14 protein-coding genes, 1 pseudogene and 1 riboswitch are annotated in these 16,986 nt (G+C 39.9%); of the genes and pseudogenes, 14 read left to right on the forward strand and 1 reads right to left on the reverse strand.

The annotated features are described in order from the left end of the window. The first annotated feature begins 1 nt into the window (after position 1). The 14 genes from BMZ99_RS15505 to BMZ99_RS15575 all read left to right on the forward strand — a co-directional run bounded on the left by BMZ99_RS15505 (position 2) and on the right by BMZ99_RS15575 (position 16,114). Complete coding sequence (locus tag BMZ99_RS15505; protein WP_007932110.1) at positions 2-583, forward strand: ANTAR domain-containing response regulator; 582 nt, start codon at positions 2-4, stop codon at positions 581-583. Between the two features lie 247 nt (positions 584-830). Beyond that, positions 831-1,115: a co-chaperone GroES gene (gene groES / locus BMZ99_RS15510; protein WP_007932109.1), complete on the forward strand. Its 285-nt coding sequence runs from the start codon at positions 831-833 to the stop codon at positions 1,113-1,115. A 27-nt stretch (positions 1,116-1,142) separates the two neighbouring features. After that, entirely contained in the window at positions 1,143-2,792 is a 1,650-nt protein-coding gene (groL, locus tag BMZ99_RS15515; protein ID WP_090939127.1) for a chaperonin GroEL, read from the forward strand. Between the two features lie 368 nt (positions 2,793-3,160). Continuing rightward, a riboswitch (cyclic di-GMP riboswitch) is annotated at positions 3,161-3,245 on the forward strand. A gap of 143 nt (positions 3,246-3,388) precedes the next feature. Further along, the gene (locus BMZ99_RS15525) at positions 3,389-4,288 is read left to right on the forward strand and encodes a diguanylate cyclase domain-containing protein (protein WP_090939131.1); all 900 of its coding nucleotides are present in this window, start codon (positions 3,389-3,391) and stop codon (positions 4,286-4,288) included. A gap of 129 nt (positions 4,289-4,417) precedes the next feature. Beyond that, positions 4,418-5,158: a polysaccharide deacetylase family sporulation protein PdaB gene (gene pdaB / locus BMZ99_RS15530; protein WP_090939133.1), complete on the forward strand. Its 741-nt coding sequence runs from the start codon at positions 4,418-4,420 to the stop codon at positions 5,156-5,158. Positions 5,159-5,306: 148 nt separating this feature from the next. Beyond that, positions 5,307-6,410 (forward strand): aminofutalosine synthase MqnE, encoded by a 1,104-nt coding sequence (gene mqnE / locus BMZ99_RS15535; RefSeq protein ID WP_090939136.1) that lies wholly within the window; start codon positions 5,307-5,309, stop codon positions 6,408-6,410. Beyond that, positions 6,403-7,242: a menaquinone biosynthetic enzyme MqnA/MqnD family protein gene (locus BMZ99_RS15540; protein ID WP_090939139.1), complete on the forward strand. Its 840-nt coding sequence runs from the start codon at positions 6,403-6,405 to the stop codon at positions 7,240-7,242. Before mqnE ends, BMZ99_RS15540 begins: the two co-directional genes overlap by 8 nt. After that, a complete protein-coding gene (mqnC, locus tag BMZ99_RS15545; protein WP_090939141.1) occupies positions 7,239-8,273 on the forward strand; it encodes a cyclic dehypoxanthinyl futalosine synthase in 1,035 nt (344 codons plus the stop codon). The genes BMZ99_RS15540 and mqnC overlap by 4 nt, the downstream gene beginning before the upstream one ends. Positions 8,274-8,349: 76 nt before the next feature. Further along, on the forward strand, positions 8,350-9,171 hold the full coding sequence (locus BMZ99_RS15550) for an MTAP family purine nucleoside phosphorylase (RefSeq protein WP_090939144.1): 822 nt from the start codon (positions 8,350-8,352) through the stop codon (positions 9,169-9,171). Positions 9,172-9,226: 55 nt separating this feature from the next. Further along, the gene (guaA, locus tag BMZ99_RS15555) at positions 9,227-10,768 is read left to right on the forward strand and encodes a glutamine-hydrolyzing GMP synthase (RefSeq protein WP_090939147.1); all 1,542 of its coding nucleotides are present in this window, start codon (positions 9,227-9,229) and stop codon (positions 10,766-10,768) included. A gap of 487 nt (positions 10,769-11,255) precedes the next feature. Then, complete coding sequence (locus tag BMZ99_RS15560) at positions 11,256-11,603, forward strand: hypothetical protein (protein ID WP_090939150.1); 348 nt, start codon at positions 11,256-11,258, stop codon at positions 11,601-11,603. Beyond that, on the forward strand, positions 11,590-13,416 hold the full coding sequence (locus tag BMZ99_RS15565; RefSeq protein ID WP_090939153.1) for a Mu transposase C-terminal domain-containing protein: 1,827 nt from the start codon (positions 11,590-11,592) through the stop codon (positions 13,414-13,416). The genes BMZ99_RS15560 and BMZ99_RS15565 overlap by 14 nt, the downstream gene beginning before the upstream one ends. Further along, positions 13,413-14,654 carry a TniB family NTP-binding protein gene (locus tag BMZ99_RS15570; protein ID WP_090939156.1) on the forward strand — a complete coding sequence of 414 codons (1,242 nt, stop codon included), beginning with the start codon at positions 13,413-13,415 and terminating at the stop codon, positions 14,652-14,654. The genes BMZ99_RS15565 and BMZ99_RS15570 overlap by 4 nt, the downstream gene beginning before the upstream one ends. Further along, positions 14,651-16,114, forward strand: a complete 1,464-nt coding sequence (locus BMZ99_RS15575; RefSeq protein ID WP_090939159.1) for a TniQ family protein — start codon at positions 14,651-14,653, stop codon at positions 16,112-16,114. Before BMZ99_RS15570 ends, BMZ99_RS15575 begins: the two co-directional genes overlap by 4 nt. Positions 16,115-16,336: 222 nt before the next feature. On the opposite strand, the pseudogene BMZ99_RS27685 reads toward BMZ99_RS15575, so the two are convergent. Continuing rightward, a pseudogene (locus BMZ99_RS27685) lies at positions 16,337-16,915 on the reverse strand (transposase); the annotation flags it as partial. Positions 16,916-16,986 lie beyond the last annotated feature (71 nt).

The following is a 16,986-nucleotide window of genomic DNA, read 5'->3' on the forward strand; positions in this document are numbered from 1 at the left end:
AATGGAATCATTGCGAATTGTTATAGCTGATAATGAATCGATTATTCGAATGGATTTAAAAGAGCTTTTGGAAGAGGCAGGACATACTGTTGTAGCAGAAGCTTCTGACGGATCAAGGGCTGTTGATTTAGTTCGTCAATATCGTCCTGACTTGGTTATTATGGACATTAAGATGCCTGAGATGGATGGAATTACAGCAGCAAAGATAATTTCCAATGAGAAGCTTGCTCCTGTTCTGTTGTTGACAGCGTTTAGTCAAAAGGATATCGTGGAGAAAGCGAAGGATTCAGGTGTACTGGCTTATTTAGTGAAGCCTGTTAAAGAAGTGAATTTATTTCCTGCTATCGAAATCGCTTTGTCTCGTTTTCAAGAGTTTGCTGAGTTAGAACAGGAACTCGAGAATGTGAAACAATCCTTAGAGACTCGAAAAATTCTTGACCGTGCGAAAGGAATTTTGATGGATGCTTATAATCTTAGTGAAACAGAAGCCTATCGCCGCATTCAGCAATATAGTATGAGTAAGCGTAAATCGATTAAAGATGTTGCGGAATCCATTGTGGAAGCAGCAACAAAGAGAACATAGTCTGTCCAAAGTGCCTGACTGGGCACTTTTCTACTTAGAAGCAGAAAATAGGACTGTTTGTCTTTTGCGCGTATTATACGTTGTGACAAGTGAATCTAAAATTTTTTTGAAAAAAATATAGATTTTTCCTATTAAACACTTGCTTTTTCTTGCTGAATTTTATATCATAAATTATGTGATTAGCACTCGCTAACATTGAGTGCTAACAAGATGAATATCATTACATATCGTGGAGGAGGAAATTTCAATGATTAAGCCATTGGGTGACAGAGTCGTCATTAAGGTTTTAGAAGGCGAGATGAAAACAAAAAGTGGTATCGTATTGCCTGATACTGCTAAGGAAAAGCCACAAGAAGGTGAAATTATCGAGGTCGGTACTGGCAAAGTATTGGACAATGGTCAACGCGTAGCTCTAGATGTAAAAGTTGGCGATAAAATTATATTCTCCAAGTATGCAGGTACTGAAGTGAAATATGAAGGGCAAGAATATCTGATTGTAAGCGAAAGAGATATTTTAGCAGTTGTACAATAATAAAATTATTTGGGAGGTTTACATATAATGGCAAAACAAATTTTATTTGATGAAGACGCACGTCGCGCATTAGAAAGAGGCGTAAATGCTCTTGCAAATGCAGTAAAAGTAACACTTGGACCTAAGGGTCGTAATGTTGTTTTGGATAAAAAATTTGGTGCTCCTACGGTTACAAATGATGGAGTCACTATTGCCCGTGATATTGATTTGGAAGATCCGTTTGAAAACATGGGGGCTCAGCTTGTTAAAGAAGTTGCTACTAAAACCAATGATGTAGCTGGTGATGGTACTACTACTGCAACTTTGCTTGCGCAAGCTATGATTCGTGAAGGCATGCGCAATGTAGCAGCAGGTGCTAACCCTATGATCATTAAAAAAGGCATTGAAAAAGCAGTAAAAACTTTAGTGGAAGAGATTAAAAAATCTTCTAAGAAAGTGGAAACAAAAGATGCGATAGCACAAGTTGCTTCTATTTCCGCAGCTGATGAAGAGATCGGTAATTTGATTGCAGAAGCAATGGAAAAAGTGGGTAAAGACGGCGTTATCACCGTTGAAGAATCTAAAGGCATGGGAACTAACCTTGATGTAGTAGAAGGTATGCAATTTGACCGTGGCTACATTTCTCCATACATGGTAACAGATACTGATAAAATGGAAGCGATTTTAAACGATCCTTACATCTTGATCACTGACCGTAAAATTGGTGCCATTGCAGATTTACTTCCTACATTGGAAAAAGTGGTACAACAAGGTCGTGAACTTTTGATCCTTGCTGAAGATATCGAAGGTGAAGCATTGGCAACGTTGGTTGTGAATAAATTACGCGGTACCTTTAAAGCTGTAGCTGTAAAAGCTCCTGGTTTTGGTGATCGCCGTAAAGCAATGCTTGAAGATATCGCTGCTTTAACAGGTGGTACTGTTGTTACAGAAGAAATTGGTCGCAAACTTGACACTGTAGAGCTTGTTGATCTTGGACGTGCTCGTCAAGTGCGTGTTTCTAAAGAAGAAACTACCATCATTGATGGCGCTGGTGATGTGACGCTAATCAAAGCTCGCGTTAGCCAAATCAAAACACAAATCGAAGATAGCACTTCTGATTTTGATAAAGAAAAACTTCAAGAACGCCTTGCTAAATTATCTGGCGGTGTAGCTGTAATTCAAGTAGGTGCTGCAACAGAAGTAGAACTGAAAGAAAAGAAATACCGTATTGAAGATGCGTTGAATGCAACTCGTGCTGCTGTTGAAGAAGGTATTGTCGCTGGTGGCGGTACTACTTTCATCGATATCTTATCAGCTCTTGATGCTATTGAAGTAAATGGTGATGAAAAGACAGGTGTTGAAATTGTAAAACGTGCAGTTGAAGAGCCTGTACGCCAAATCGCTAACAATGCAGGCCTTGAAGGTTCCATCGTTGTTGCAGGCGTGAAAAAAGCTGGTCAAGGCATGGGCTTCAATGCATTGACTGAAGAATATGTTGACATGATTGCTGCAGGTATTGTTGACCCAGCAAAAGTTACTCGCTCTGCATTGCAAAATGCTGCTAGTATCGCCGCGATGGTATTGACTACTGAAACATTAGTAGCTGATAAACCAGAAAAAGACGGTGGTGGTGCTGCTGCTGCCATGGGTGGCATGGGCGGCATGGGTGGCATGGGCGGTATGGGCGGCATGATGTAAAAAACGACTAACAGCCCCTTTGCAGGGAGGGACTGCAGCCGTTGAAAGTGCCGATTGATACCATATTAGATTTAAAAATTAAAGGTTGTCTACAAGTCTATCAAACTTGTAGGCAGCCTTTTTTTATTTTCTCCTGCCCTCCGCAGTCTATGGTATGCGGAGAATCTTGCATTCGTGATTGGAAAAAGAAAGAGGCAGCAGTAATTATGTATCTATCTTATATAAGGATTCAGTAGTAGTGATGATAAAAGAATGAAATGATATTCTATCTATGAAAATTACTTAGATCTTTAAAAAAGATATAGTTCTTTGAAATAGAAAAAAGGAAAATGGAGAAAAATGTCGAAACGTAGAAGACATAAAAGCATAGATAAACATAGCAAACCATCTGAAAGGATGGGACGCAAAGCCTTGGATCTAACGACATTGTTCTATGACTGCCAGGTTGCATCATTTTATTTTCATGATGTTACAAGGCGGTTTTTTTGTTTGTTGAACAATGACTTTGGAGTAATTGGATAAGTGGTAATACAGAAGAGAAAATGTAAATATTATGACCCTATATCAATCGTATTTTTGCTAAAAAGGATGATGTTGTGGAAACGGTAAAGCAAACAGTCTTAATTGTTGATGATTCACCTGTAAATATCAGCATTATACGCCGCATGTTAGAAAGTGACTATGAAATACAATATGCAACTTCCGGTGAAGAAGCTTTATCCCTTGTTATGGTGAATCATGTGGATCTTATTTTATTAGACGTAATGATGCCAGGACTTGATGGATTTGAAGTGTGTAAAAAGCTTAAGAGTCAGCCCTTTACGAAAAATATTCCAATTATCTTTGTTTCTGGAATGTGTGATGTGGAAGATGAAAAGAAAGGGCTGGAAGCGGGGGCTATTGATTATATATTTAAACCATTTCACACTACGATAGTTAAAATGCGCGTCAAGAATCATTTAGAGCTAAAAAAGTATAGAGACCTTCTGGAAAATTTGTCATTAAGAGACGGGCTAACGGGTATCGCTAATCGACGATACTTTGATGAGGTTTATTCTAAAGCATGGCAGCGAGCTTTATGTAAGGGTGAGGCGTTAGGAGTTTTGCTGCTCGATATTGATTTTTTTAAGCATTACAATGATTATTATGGGCATTTACAAGGCGATGATTGTCTTCGCCTTGTCGCAGGTGCATTATCGAATTCGATAAAAGGCAGCAAAGGCCTCGTTGCACGTTATGGAGGAGAGGAATTTGTCGTGCTGTTACCTTCTACAACTCTAGAAGAGGCACTTGATATTGGAGAAAAAATGCGCAAAAATGTTCAATCTCTGAAAATTTTTCATGAAGCATCTGGAGTCTGTGAATATGTGACTTTAAGTATAGGGGTGGCAGTCATGAAACCGGATAAAGACCTGGCTGCTCGTTCGTTGCTTGAGAAAGCAGATCATGGATTGTATCAAGCAAAAAATAAAGGAAGAAATCAAATCCATTGTTAATGAAAAGGGTGCTTGATGTATGGTAAAAATGTTTCTAAAATTGTAATTACAAAGCGATTTTTTACTTTTTCTTCATAATTTTCACTTTGCATGCATACATACTATTGTATGGGTGGGAGGGGGAAAATTATGGTTCTTAATTTGCGGCGATTCTTTCATCATCGGCATTTGTTTTATGGTATGGTAGGGCTCTTTGCCATTGGTGTTGTTTATGTACAAGTGGCAGAATTGATTTCTGGTGGACCAATAGCGATTGCTGGTACGCGAACAGAACGAAAGGTTGTAGCGTTAACCTTCGATCATTCTTGGGGTAATAAATTTACACCGTCTATATTGGACACCTTAAAGCAGCATAATCAGAAGGCGACATTTTTTATCATGGGACCATGGGCGCAAAAATATCCAGATGTAGCAAAGCGTATGGTAGCAGATGGGCATGAGATTGCCAGCCATGGATATCGACATGAGAATTATGGTGATCGGACGAGAGAATGGGTAACTGAGGACATTGAAAAATCACATAAATTAATTAAAGAAGTAACCGGGGTGGATGCTACCCTGATTCGGCCTCCAAATGGTCATTATAATCAACAGTCACTAAAGGCTACCGAAGATCTGGGATACAAGACTATTATATGGAATATAGACTCGTTGGATTGGAAAAATCCTGGCAGAGATGTTATTATAGAGAGGGTAATGAAACGTTTAAAACCCGGTGGAATCATTCTGATGCATGCATCTGATACTCCTGTGCAGACAGCAGATGCTCTACCTATCTTATTAGACAAAATAAAAGCAGAAGGCTATGAAATTGTTACTGTGGGGCAGCTATTAAATGAGCATGCCGAAAATGGAATACTACGACATTAATAGATTGCTTACGGGCAATCTTATTTTTTTGCATTTTGGGGCAGGGAAAAGGTTATAATATCGCGAAGATATATAAGTTTAATAAACCAATAAGAAGTGGATTGTATCATTACGTCTTCTTTATGAGATAAATGAGGTGACAGAAAAAATGAATACGGTCGAGATCGCCTCGAAAAAAATAGATAATGGTGAGCGTTTAAATTTCGCAGAGGCACTGGCACTATACCAGCACAATGATATTATCGGGTTAGCTGCTTTAGCGCGCAGGGTTAAAGAGCGTAAATCAGGTCAATATGTGTATTACAATGTGAATCGGCATATTAACTTAACTAATATATGTGTATCAGGCTGTCCATTATGTGCTTTTGGCTGTAAAGCAGAAGATGACAAAGCTTATATAATGCAAAAATCAGAAGTAGCTGAAATTGTAAGCCAGACGATGAAAGAAACGCCGGACCTTAGTGAAATACATATGGTAAGTGCATTGCACCCTGATAAACCATTTTCTTATTATCTGGATATTGTTGCGGCAGTAAAAAGGGCAGCTCCTAAAGTACATTTAAAAGCATTTACTCCTGTAGAAGTTGTTCATTTTTCTAACATCTCCAAATTAGGGATAAGGACAGTGTTGGAACAGCTAAAAGCAGCAGGGCTCGATTCTCTGCCGGGAGGTGGGGCGGAAATTCTGGATGATAGCGTGCGTAATATTATTTGCCCTAATAAAGCTACAACGGCTGAGTGGATTGATGTCATTACAACGGCCCATCGCCTTGGACTGCCTACAAATGCCACGATGCTTTATGGGCATGTGGAAACCATCGAACAGCGAATACAGCATTTGATTACTTTGCGGGATATTCAGGATCAAACAGGAGGGTTTCAAGCTTTTATTGCTTTCCCTTTTCACCCTGCAAATACTGGATTTACTAACTTGCGGAGAGTCAGTTCATGGGAAGATTTGAAGATGATTTCCTTAGCGCGATTGGTGTTAGATAATTTTGATCATATAAAGGCATTCTGGATGATGCTGACATTGCCAATTGCTCAGCTGGCATTAACTTTTGGTGCAGATGATCTAGATGGAACAGTTGTGGAAGAAAAGATCATTCATGCGGCTGGTGCTACCACAAAAAAAGGGATTACTAAAAAAGAGATTGTCAGTTTTATTGAAGAGACAGGTTACCTTGCAGTAGAAAGAGATACTTTTTACCGCCCATTGAAAATCTCAAGTGGAGTGAAATCATATGAATAGTCAAAGCTTAGGAAATATTAAATTTATTAATTGTCTGCCATTGCACTTTGGGCTATCTCATGGGGGTTTTGGAGAACGTCTTCCCATCTATTCGGCAACTCCGGCAGAACTTAATCAATTGATTGTCACGGAACAATTAAATATCAGTCCTGTATCTTCAATTATTTACGCACAGAATAGCGAAAAATTAGTGGTCTTACCAAATGTGTCAATCAGTGCAGAGAAAGCATTGGAAAGTATTATCTTAGTATCGAAGTATCCCATTGAGCAGTTAAAACAGGCTCGTATTGCGCTGACATCAAAATCAGCGACTTCTCATGGATTGTTAAAAATCATTATGCATCATGCATATCAAGCTTCCCCTGAATACTTTGTCAGCCCCTTGTCTCTTGGTGAAGGGGTATTGGATAATGCGGAGGCAGTATTATTTATTGGCGATGATGCTCTTATGGCTTATCACCATCAAGTAGCTGGCTACTATTATTATGATCTGGGGGGAGAGTGGAAGAAACTCACCGGACTCCCTATGGTATATGCAGTATGGGTGGTGAATCGTAAGTTTGCTGAGATGAATAAGGAATATGTACAAATGGTATATGAGAAAGTGACAGGCGGATTTCGATATGGTCTAACACATATTGCAGATGCGGCTCATACCTTGCAAGATAAGTTCTCTTTAACTTCAGAACAAATTATTCACTATATTGGTTTGCTTAACTATCAATTTAGCCCTGCTCATGAAGAGGCTTTATTGAGATATTATAAAATGGCTCATGGTTTAGGGTTAAGTCCTAAGATTACAGAGATTGAGTTTGCAAAGGTGGTAAAATGAGTAGGATATTAACAACAAACCAAGCTGTTGAAATGTTACGCGCTGGAGATATTTTAGAACTTGGACAGGCTGCAAATGAAATGCGGCAGGAGATGCATCCGGGAAATCTAGTTACCTTTATTATTGATCGTAATATCAACTACACAAATATCTGTACAAGTGAATGCCGATTTTGTGCTTTTTATCGCAAGCAGGGACATCCTGATGGCTATATCTTATCACAAGCTGCTATCTTTAATAAGCTGAAAGAAACGATTGAAGCAGGTGGTACTCAGGTTATGCTTCAAGGCGGCCTAAATCCGGATTTAGGATTAGATTATTATGTTGACTTACTTACTTATATCAAAAAGAATTTTAATATTGCCATTCATTCTTTTTCTCCGGCCGAAATCGTTCATATTGCGAAAAAAGAAGGACGATCGGTAATTGAAATACTAGAAGCGCTAAAAGCGGCGGGTTTAGATTCTTTGCCAGGTGGAGGTGCTGAAATTTTGGTGGATGAAGTGCGGCAAAGAGTCAGCCCTAAAAAAATTAGCGCTGGGGATTGGTTGGCAGTTATGGAAGCGGCCCACAAGGTAGGACTTGAGACAACAGCAACAATGGTGATTGGTATGGGAGAATCCTATGCCCAGCGTATGGAGCATATGGAGAAGATAAGAAATTTGCAGGAGAAAACAGGAGGATTCCGAGCCTTTATTATTTGGTCTTATCAGCCTGGTAATACAGAGATGGGGGGAGAGAAAGTCTCTACTTGGGACTACCTGAAGACATTATCTGTAGCTAGATTGTATTTTCACAATATTAATCATATTCAAGGCTCCTGGGTAACCCAAGGGCAGAATATTGGGCAATTGACGTTAGCTTTTGGTGCTAATGATTTGGGCAGTATTATGCTGGAAGAAAATGTGGTCAAGGCTGCAGGGACATCGTTTCAAATGTCAATTGAAAAGATGATAACTCTTATTAGAGAAACTGGTAAACAGCCAGCGCAGCGTGATACGCAGTATAATATAATACGAACCTTTGAGTAAGATGTTTTAGGGTAATAATAAAAATCTATATGTATTGGTAATGCAGAAATGTCAATACATAGTAAGGATGGTTAGTGTGGATATACAGGCGGACTATGCAGTAATTGGCGGCTCAGGAACCTTATCGAGCAATTTTCCTTTAGGGTGCAGCGATCAAGGTGTAGTAATGATCGATGATCATGTACAGTTTGCTACGCCCTATGGACTCAGTCCTATTTTTTCCTTATTTAGCGTGGATAATTGCCAAGTGATCACCTGCAAAATGCATGGCTGGCGCAGCGGGGTAAGCCGGGCAGATGCCTCACGGCAAATCTTCTGGGTATTTCGTAAAGTAGGTGTAAAGCGGATCATCAGCGAAGGTGGCGTAGGTACTGCAAATCACCTGTTAGATCCTCGAGATTTTGTAATACCAGATGATTATCTTGATTTATCCGTGCGTAAAGATGTGGAGCTAGATGGAAAATACCTGCTTATCATGCGAGAAGCATTGTGTGCTGAAGTACGCGGCACGTTAGTGGAAGCTACTCGCAAACATTATGACGGTCGTATATTTACTCGAGGTATTTATGCAAATACCGATGGACGTCACTTTGAAAGTCCGGCAGAAGTTGCAATGATGAAAGGGCATGCTGATATTATTGGTCAGAGTATCTGCCCAGAGGTGTATTTGGCAAGGGAAATTGGGGCATGTTATGCAGGGCTTTATTTTGTTGTTAATTATGGTGAAGGATTGGTCAAAGAGTGGTCACATCAAGATTTAAAAGATATTTTTTATGATGATGCTCCACTGATTAGCAGGATCATTATCGATACGATTCGAAATTTGCCGGCAACAGGAAAATGTGTTTGCCGCGATTTACGTAAGGAAACTTTACTGAAGGGCATTTACAATAAGTAGCATTGTATGCTATATTTTGATTTAATATCTACATGTAGGAGGAATTTTTTTTACTATGCAAAATAAGCAAAATCAATTAATTTTAATTATGGACTTCGGTGGTCAGTATAGCCAGTTGATTGCCAGACGTATTCGTGAGTGCGGCGTGTACTGTGAAATTGTGTCATTTAAGACATCAATTGAAAAAATAAAATCTATGAGTCCAATTGGTATTGTTTTTTCTGGTGGCCCATCTAGTGTGTATGCAGATAAAGCGCCCAAGTGCGATCCAGAAATATTTACTTTAAACATTCCTATTTTTGGTATTTGTTATGGCATGCAGTTGACTGCGCATACTCTAGGAGGCGTAGTTTCTCATTCCGAATCGCGTGAGTATGGTAATACTCATTTGATTATTGACAAGAATACGGATATTTTTACTGAATTAGGCGCAGAAACACCAGTATGGATGAGTCACGGAGATTATATCGAAACACCTCCAGCTAATTTTGTGGTTACAGCACATACTGCAAATACCCCAGTAGCAGCAATGGCGAATGCAGAGCGTAATATCTATGGAGTGCAATTCCATCCAGAAGTAGTACATACACCAGAAGGAATGAAAATGCTTCGCAACTTCTTGTTTGATATTTGTCAATGCCGTGGCGATTGGAATATGGGCTCTTTTGTTGATCAGGCAATTGAAGCCATCCGTAAGCAGGTTGGTAATAAACGTGTGCTTTGTGCCTTAAGTGGTGGTATTGATTCTTCGGTAGCTGCTGTATTAGTGCATAGGGCTGTTGGTGATCAATTGACTTGTGTGTATGTTAACCATGGTTTTATGCGTAAAAATGAATCAGAACAGGTAGTTAAAACTTTCCGCGATGGATTTAATATGAATTTGGTATATGCCAATGTTCCTGAGCGTTTTATGAATCGTATTGCCGGAGTCACGGAGCCGGAAGCAAAACGTAAAATAATTGGTGATGAATTTATTCGCGTATTTGAAACGGAAGCCAATAAATTAGGAGACATAGACTTTTTAGTACAGGGGACTTTGTATCCTGATGTAATAGAAAGTGGTACGGATACAGCTGCTGTTATTAAAAGCCATCATAATGTAGGTGGCTTGCCGGAAGATATGAAGTTTGCCTTGGTGGAACCATTACGTGATTTATTTAAAGATGAAGTTCGATCATTGGCTAGAGAATTGAATTTGCCAGAAGAAATTGTATGGCGTCAGCCTTTCCCTGGTCCTGGTCTTGCGATTCGGATTATCGGCGAGATTACAGAAGAACGGTTGGAAATCTTGCGGGACGCAGATGCAATTGTTCAAGAAGAGATTAAAAAGGCTGACATGTATCGCAAGGTATGGCAATCCTTTGCTGTTTTGCCTGCCATGAAGAGTGTAGGTGTTATGGGGGATGAGCGTACCTATGCTTATACAGTCGGATTGCGCATCGTGTCCAGTGAGGATGGTATGACAGCTGATTGGGTAAGAATGCCATATGAAGTATTAGATCAAATCTCTCGTCGTATTGTAAATGAAGTAAAAGGTGTAAATCGCATTGTGTATGATGTTACATCAAAACCGCCTTCTACAATTGAGTGGGAATAAATAATATGTCGTGGGGCACTGCCATTTATTCGCCAAAGGGCCAAAGTGGCTAACCCGCCGACATAGACAAAAAGACCTTGCATAAAAGCTTTTAACGAAGCTAATGCAGGGTCTTTTTTTATCCTCAACCCGCGTAAATACAGGGATTTCTGCTTGCTGAAAGAGAGCGTTCACCATGGAGTGGCGGGCATAACTGGCAAAGCCAGAGAGAATAAAGAAAAATGCCCTTTGCAGAATAAACGGCAGTGCCCCGCGACATGGTGATATTTTCTTTTATGCTTTTTGGGAAAAAGCATAACGCTATGACTTTCATGAACATTGGCTTGAAACGCCCGTAACATGGGGTGGGAGAGCATATTCATGATTTTCTATTTCCCCAAAAATCTAATCTCAAATTCTCCTAAAATCGTCCATTTTCATTTTGGGAAGCGTTTTTGGGAAAATGGAGTCAAGCAGCAGAGCGTTCTACACAAGGAGGTTTTGCAAGGTGAGGAAGAAAAATTTCAAGGGTCGTTGTGAGAAGCGTGTCATTGCCAAGTGCAGTGATGTATGCAGGACATACGATGCGATCCAGTACGCTTATGCGGATATTTTGCAAGCGAGTGCTGAAGTAAAGGAAATTAGATGCAATGTCCCGCTTGATGGGCGGGACATTAGCGAATACACATCGGATTTTGTCTGCGTCAAGTCTGACAATGATTTGATGGTGCGTGAATGTGTATTTCGTAAGTTTCTGATGAAGCCGCTTACGGTCAAGCTGCTGGATGCTTCAAGGGAATACTGGTTAAAGCATGGGGTTACAGATTGGGGGCTAGTCATTGATGAAGAAAAATGATTTGTTGAAGGACGATAATAATATTATTAGGGTTTTAGAGATACAGCCTGATAAAATCCTCATTATCGACTGCATCAAAAAGACTATGCCTGTATGGGTGGAATCTTCTGCTTTGGATTCCTTCTCCGGATGCACTGGTGAAGTGCTGAACGAGGCTACGAATTTTGCAGTTACTGTCATTGATGCTTTGGATGCTGACCAGAGAAAAGCAATGTATGACCGTTACACGTTGATTGCACCAATTCTCCCTTTTATCGCGGATGAAAGAATGCGTTCTAAAGTTATCGGTTCCACAGCTATAGAAAACAACATATCAAAGCAAACCATTAGGATCTACTTATGCCTGTATCTGACCTATATGAATATAACCGTTCTTGCCTCAAGGAAGCGTCTGGATGGTGATGCAGAGCTCACACAAGATGAAAAAAACATACGATGGGCTTTGAATAAATTCTTCTATACCACGAAAAAGCAATCACTTATGACTGCTTATACCATGATGCTGAAAGAAAAATATTGTGACAGTATGGATGTTCTGGTAAATGGATACCCGTCTTTTTATCAATTTCGTTACTTCTACCGTAAAACAAAAAAGATGCAGAATTTCTATATTTCCAGAGACGGATTGAAGAGTTACCAGAGAAACAACAGGCCTCTTATTGGCGAGGGAGTGCAGGAGTTTGCCCCTGCTATTGGCGTTGGTATGCTGGATTCTACTGTATGCGATATTTACCTCATTAATGATGCTGGCAATCTTGTGGGCAGGCCAATTTTGACTGCCTGTGTTGACGCTTATAGCGGCTTATGTTGTGGGTATATTTTATCATGGGTGGGCGGAGTATACAGTCTTAGAGGGTTGATGTTAAACATTATTGCGGATAAAGCTGCTTGGTGCAAAAAGTTTGGTATTTTTATTAATACTGAGGATTGGTCTTGTGATAAAATTCCTGCTACTTTGGTCACGGATATGGGAAGTGAATACAAATCTGAAAACTTCGAGCAAATTGCAGAGCTGGGTGTTAAAGTAATCAATCTCCCTGCATATAGACCTGAATTGAAAGGTTTGGTGGAGAAATTCTTTGATGTGGTTCAGTCAACCTATAAAAAGCACCTGAAAGGCAAGGGTGTGATTGAGCTTGATTATCAGGAGCGGGGAGCGCATGATTACAGGAAAGATGCCTGCTTGACCATGGCGGACTTTGAGAAAATTATCCTTCATTGTATCATTTATTACAACGCTCAACGGATAGTTGAGAATTTTCCCTATACCGAAATCCTGATTGCCGAGACTGTAAAACCCTATGCAAGCTGTATCTGGAATTGGGGTAAATCCCAAATGGGAGCCAATTTGATTGAAGTAGGTGCTGAAGAACTTATACTTACTCTATTGCCAAGAGCTATAGGGAGATTCAGCAGGTTTGGTCTGAAAGTGAATAAAATGCGTTACCATCGTGACGGGTATACAGAGCAATATCTTAAAGGCGGTGAGGTTACAGTTGCTTATAATCCAGAGGACGTTACTTCTGTATGGCTGTTGGAAAATGGAATATATACCAAGTTTGCCATTATTGAATCCAGATTTGAGGGTAAAGATTTGACTGCTGTACAGAGTTTACAGACAGCTCAGAGAGACATTGTAAAAGGAGCCAACCAGGAAAATCTACAAGCTCAGATTAATCTTGTGCGGCATATTGAGGCAATCGCTGGCAGCGTCAGGAACAGTGCCGATGTAAGCGTTAAGAATATTCGAGATAACCGCAAGCGTGAACAGCTTAAACACCATAGAAATTATATGAAAGGAGTCAAGCCATGAAAAATCTTTCAGATATCATCAATGTTCTGCCTCGCATGAAGTCAGGGGATGATTTGATAGCCGCATTGGAAGTATTGCCGGAGTACAATCCTGAAATCTGCAATACGGATGCTTCTGTAAGGCTTATGGCATTATCGGACTTATATAGGGTATATATCCCCTCGCAAATGTCGCTGGAGATTTATAGCAAATTGTACTTGGCTCTTTTGCGTTCTATGCAGAAGAAGGGAACAAAGCTGGCAGTACAACAACAGAATCAAAACTACAGAGTTATCATGCAACAGGAATACAACGGCATCATGGGTGGATCGGATAGTTTTACCATTATCGGTGCATCTGGAATAGGTAAGAGTTCGGCTATTAGCAGAGCCATTAATTTGATTACGGAGAATCGGGTAATTGAAGCTGAGAATCCGTATACCAATGTTGTACCATGTGTGATTGTGCAATGCCCATTTGATTCGTCAGTAAAGGGCCTGTTACTGGAGATTTTGCGTAAAGTTGATGAGGTTTTAGACAGCAAATATTATCAAAATGCTTTAAGAGCAAGGGCTACAACAGATATGCTTATTGGTTCTGTCAGTCAGGTTGCTCTTAACCATATTGGTATGTTGGTGGTAGATGAAATCCAGAACGTAGCCAATAGTAAAAACGGTAAAAGCTTAATTGGGGCTTTGACACAGCTTATCAATAATAGCGGAATTAGCATCTGTATGGTTGGCACTCCTGAAAGCAGCAGATTCTTTGAATCGGCGATGCAACTGGCACGACGTTCCGTGGGATTGCAGTATACGACTATGAGCAACGACAAATATTTTCAAGAGTTCTGCAAGGTCATGTTCAGATATCAGTACGTGAAGCAAAAAACAGAAATTACGGATGGAATCCTTGCATGGCTTTATGAGCATAGCGCAGGAATTACATCGGTTGTGGTAGCGTTGATTCACGATGCACAGGAAATTGCAATTTTGAATGGCAAAGAAATTTTGAATCTGGAATCTTTAAACGAAGCATATCAGAAACGTTTATCGCTACTTCATGGCTATATTCAACCGTCTGTTTCACTAGGTAAGCAGACTTCTAAAATCAAGAGAAAAGCGATTGTCCATACTGCTGAGAATGAAACTTTAGATGATTGTGTTAGTATTGCTGATTTTGTTACTAAAGCCAAGAATGAAAATATAGATATTGTGCAGCTTTTAAAGTCGAATATGCCTGTTGTGGAGGTAGCTGTATGATCGCTTATTTCCCTACAGCATATCCAGATGAGTTGCTTTATAGCCAGCTGGCACGATATTATACGAAGTCAGGATATATGGCTTACAGCTTTGCGGCGGAAGACCTGTTTGCATCAAAGACGGTGCGCCCTGATATGGATTTTATTAATACTTACACTCCTGCCGCACTACAGGCCATAACAAGAAATATGCCTATGGAAGCAGTCGTTGAAAAGCATACCATGTTTCCTTGCTATGGGCGTTTTTTGCCGAAAGAACGCAGACAAAAAGCATTTCAATCATTGGTATCTATGATGGGAAATTACTATAATCTCTTGCCGATACCTCAAAGCAAGAATGGCAAAGTTCGCTGTTTGCGCTACTGTCCAGCTTGCGCAGCTAATGATAGAGAACAATATGGAGAAGCATATTGGCATCGGATTCATCAGCTAATAGGGATTCATGTTTGCCCAGTTCATCGGTGTTACTTGATGGATAGCAGTGTGATAATTAGTGGGAAAGCTACGCCCTCTTTAAAAACAGCCGAGGAAATGATACCACAATCGGAATCATGCGCATTTGCGGATAACGAAATTGAAATCCGCGTAGCCGTTTATTTGGCAGAGGTTTTTCAGGCTGATGTTGACATGGATTCATGTGTTACGGTTGGTGATTTTCTTCATTCCCAAATGGCTAATACCCAATATCGGTCTGTACGTGGAGAGCAGCGTAATATTGCACTCTTTCATGCAGATTTTACAGAGTATTATAGGAATTTGTCCCAAAACTGGTTTACGGAGTTATGGCAGACACAGAAGGTGTTGACGAATGATAGAGTGAACTTCTATGAAATCTGTCTCATGGCTATATTTCTTGGTATTACTACTGATGAACTGGTACATATGGAACTGCCGGAGAAAACACAACAACAGCTTTTTGATGAAGAGGTTTACAGACTTCATGAACAGGGTTTAAAGTATCCGGCTATTGCGAAAGCTCTCAGTGCCCCATATGCGACTGTTAAGGCTATCGGTGAACGGAGGTATGGAACTTATCATAAGCCAACTAAAGCGTCACTTAAAAGCGGCGTAAAACCTCAAAACTGGAATCAGATTGATGAAGATACACTATCATTTGTAAAGGCAACTATCAGCCAGCTACAGGGTGATGGAACAACCAGACCTAAAAAGGTTACTACTTTTGCTGTTGAGAAAATCTTGCATCTTTCTAGTAAGAAAATATCTTTGTATTTGCCCAAATGCCTTGCTGAAATACAGCGGCATAAGGAATCACGAGAGCAATATTGGGCTAGAGAAGTAGCTTGGGCTGCGCGTCAGATAAAAGATAGTGGTATCACTTTGACATGGCGCAAGGTACGGGATTTAACGAATATGCGCCGTAGAGATTTTGAAGCTTGTCTGCCGTATATCCCTGATTATGCAGATAGTGAGCTTGCTGAACAGATAATACACCTGCTATAAATTAGTCAATGATTGTATAAGAATGGTGAACGTATTAAAAATTTCTTATTGAATAGATGGTAAAAATAAGCCGTACAAACGGAGCATTCACGTAAGCCCCATTATCAAAATAATAAAAATGCCTTTAGTCATTACTGAAGTAACGACCAAAGGCGTTTTAATTTATATACTACAAAGGCATAATTAAATTCTGGCTGCCTATCAGTAGAATGAAGCACAGTCTTCCAAATTTACGCTCAAGACCACATATGCAGCTTTCGTAATAATTTGGTGGTTTTCTCGGTTTTTTATAGTGTATGGCATCCAAAAAGATAAAGGGGTATACTGCTTCCGTTAAGCTGAGGCATGATTTTTTCACTGATTTTCTTACTAACTATGGCGAGATTTCCACGTCATACAAGCTCTTTATCTGATCTGATATATCCCGAATACTAAGTCCCGTTGCATACAGGAATAAAATTTTTTCTTCCATGCCATCGGTATTTCGGCTATATTTATCGATGATTTTAGGCTCAAACTCACCATTACGATCATGGGGAACAGCTATTTCTGCTTCATCCAACTGTGTTTTAACTGCCTTTTTTGAGTAGCCATTCCGGTAATTTTTCGACACAGGTAAATTGACATCTTCCGACTGTCGTTCTTGTTTTTCGTATCCCAGCTCAGCATCTAATTCTGCCTCCATGATCTCCTGAAGCACATCCCGGAACATGTCTTTGATTGCATTATAACTTCCGTAGTATTGCTTAACCTTTCCTCTTTGCCTGGCTCTCTGATGACTTCATTAGGGATTGTTTTCATAAACAATCTTCCTTACTGGCTCAAATAGTTTTATTCCTATTCTTGCCAGTAAGGAAGTTGCTTCAAACCTA

The sequence above is a fragment of the Pelosinus propionicus DSM 13327 genome (assembly GCF_900114615.1).
In the GTDB taxonomy this organism is placed as follows: Bacteria; Bacillota; Negativicutes; order DSM-13327; family DSM-13327; genus Pelosinus; species Pelosinus propionicus.

Bases quoted from the DNA above. Each gene is read 5' to 3' on its own strand.
- BMZ99_RS15505 (WP_007932110.1), top strand. From the start codon at position 2: ATGGAATCATTGCGAATTGTTATAGCTGATAATGAATCGATTATTCGA.
- groES (WP_007932109.1), top strand. From the start codon at position 831: ATGATTAAGCCATTGGGTGACAGAGTCGTCATTAAGGTTTTAGAAGGC.
- groL (WP_090939127.1), top strand. From the start codon at position 1,143: ATGGCAAAACAAATTTTATTTGATGAAGACGCACGTCGCGCATTAGAA.
- pdaB (WP_090939133.1), top strand. From the start codon at position 4,418: ATGGTTCTTAATTTGCGGCGATTCTTTCATCATCGGCATTTGTTTTAT.
- mqnE (WP_090939136.1), top strand. From the start codon at position 5,307: ATGAATACGGTCGAGATCGCCTCGAAAAAAATAGATAATGGTGAGCGT.
- BMZ99_RS15540 (WP_090939139.1), top strand. From the start codon at position 6,403: ATGAATAGTCAAAGCTTAGGAAATATTAAATTTATTAATTGTCTGCCA.
- mqnC (WP_090939141.1), top strand. From the start codon at position 7,239: ATGAGTAGGATATTAACAACAAACCAAGCTGTTGAAATGTTACGCGCT.
- guaA (WP_090939147.1), top strand. From the start codon at position 9,227: ATGCAAAATAAGCAAAATCAATTAATTTTAATTATGGACTTCGGTGGT.
- BMZ99_RS15565 (WP_090939153.1), top strand. From the start codon at position 11,590: ATGAAGAAAAATGATTTGTTGAAGGACGATAATAATATTATTAGGGTT.
- BMZ99_RS15570 (WP_090939156.1), top strand. From the start codon at position 13,413: ATGAAAAATCTTTCAGATATCATCAATGTTCTGCCTCGCATGAAGTCA.
- BMZ99_RS15575 (WP_090939159.1), top strand. From the start codon at position 14,651: ATGATCGCTTATTTCCCTACAGCATATCCAGATGAGTTGCTTTATAGC.